The organism is Clostridium punense, from assembly GCF_017874425.1.
Lineage (GTDB): Bacteria > Bacillota > Clostridia > Clostridiales > Clostridiaceae > Clostridium_J > Clostridium_J punense.
The window spans coordinates 1-1,753 of sequence record NZ_JAGGLL010000088.1 but is presented as its reverse complement, the minus strand read 5'-3'; the positions used below and the strand labels follow the sequence as shown (position 1 = coordinate 1,753).

Annotated in this window: 1 protein-coding gene; it reads right to left on the bottom strand. The window is 31.4% G+C overall.

The window, feature by feature from the left end; all coding sequences use genetic code 11:
* Positions 1–386 precede the first annotated feature (386 nt).
* Positions 387–1,640 carry an IS110 family RNA-guided transposase gene (locus J2Z44_RS21335; protein WP_021283170.1) on the bottom strand — a complete coding sequence of 418 codons (1,254 nt, stop codon included), beginning with the start codon at positions 1,638–1,640 and terminating at the stop codon, positions 387–389.
* Positions 1,641–1,753 lie beyond the last annotated feature (113 nt).

The window sequence follows — 1,753 nt, the reverse complement described above, 5'->3', positions numbered from 1 at the left end:
CCTACCTCAATAATTTTAATTTATCTTTTATTTACTTCTATTTTCATAGAATTTTATTATTTATAAACAAGTAGTTTAAGATGAATATGTGATTATATTGAATATATAGATAATACTGGATAAAGAAAGTTAGACGTATGCATAAGAGTATAAGTTATATTCCAATATCTTGAAGGAAATACACCTATATAGCCCTAATGCTTACCCTACCATGTCTCACGGAGTACATATCTATGTCTCTACATTCCTTCGTTCTGCATTTTAGAGCAGGTGCTAGCATTAATCCTCGTATACTGGGTCAATTAAGCCCTTATGGGGGTTTGAACGCGCTTTACCTTACTCTTTTCAAAGAACATAAATTTCAATATATCTGTGAATATCTTAAATTAAGCTGCTTGTTGATAACTTGTTAAACCATGAACCTTTTCATGTGTATATGTTGTTTTTTTCTTGCATAATGTGTACATAACTTTTATAAGCCTTACACTTAGTGCAACTATTGCTTGCTTTCCTGTTAATTGATTTTCCTGCCTTTTGGTTAAATGAGTGTATACTTCTTTAAATGCAGCATTCTTAGCTACCATAACAGTTGCTACTTGATATAAGATATTTCTTAAATTTGAACGACCTCTCTTACTTATCTTAGTTTTACCTTTTTTCATACCAGAACTGGTTTCTTTTAAGTTAAGTCCTGCTACTTTCTGTATTTGTTTATAGCTGTCATATTTTGATATGTCTCCAATTTCAGCTAAAAATCCTGCAGCTGTTACTACACCAACACCTTGTATGCTTAGCAAGTATTCTGAATAACCTGTTTGCACAAGATATTCTTCCATGAGCTTTTCCACATCATCTAATTCGTTTTGTAAACCTTCTAATTGCCTTAAAATAAGCTTTAATCTATATCTAGCTCCTTCAAGCCCTACGGGCACTCCTATTGAAGCTTTAGCTGCATTATAAACTAATTCTGCCTTCTTAATTCCAACACGATTATGTGTAGCATCTAGAAGCTTTTTAGTAAGCTCTAAAACTCCCATATTTACTATATCTTGCGGAAAAGGACATGTTTTCAATATACATAAAGCAGACTTTCCTAAGATATCTGAAAACATCTTTTTTAATTCAGGAAAGTATTCATCTAATAGCGCTATTAATCTTACCTTTTCTGAGATAAACTGTCTTTTTAGCTCTTGTCTATTATTGCTGCATAATCGAAGATTTACGTAGAGTTCTTCCTCAAACATGCAGTTTAGGTACTGCCCTTGATATATAAGTTTAGCAATAATCTTGGCATCTTTTTTATCATTCTTAGTTGGACTATTATCTTCCAACTCCTTAGTTTTATTAACATGATATGGATTAACCAAACATAAATCTATCCCTTGATTTTTTAAGTAATACGCAAGGTTCTTCCAATAGTGACCTGTCGGTTCCATTCCTACTAATACATAATCTAAGTTATATTTCACTTTTAATTCTCTAATTGAATCTAATAGACATTCGAAAGATTCTCTGGTATTCTTTATAAGGAACGGTTTTTTTATATACTCACCGTTTACTATAAATTGGCCATAGTGATTCTCTTTTGCTATGTCTATCCCCAATACTAACGTATTAGGAACTATAATTCGGTTGTTCATATTGTTATCCTCCTGATATGAATTATTGTTGTCTTCTTGCAAGTGACACAATATATTTATATCAGGTTTTTTTGTTATCTTCAAAGACTAAATCTCTTTATTACAGGAATACT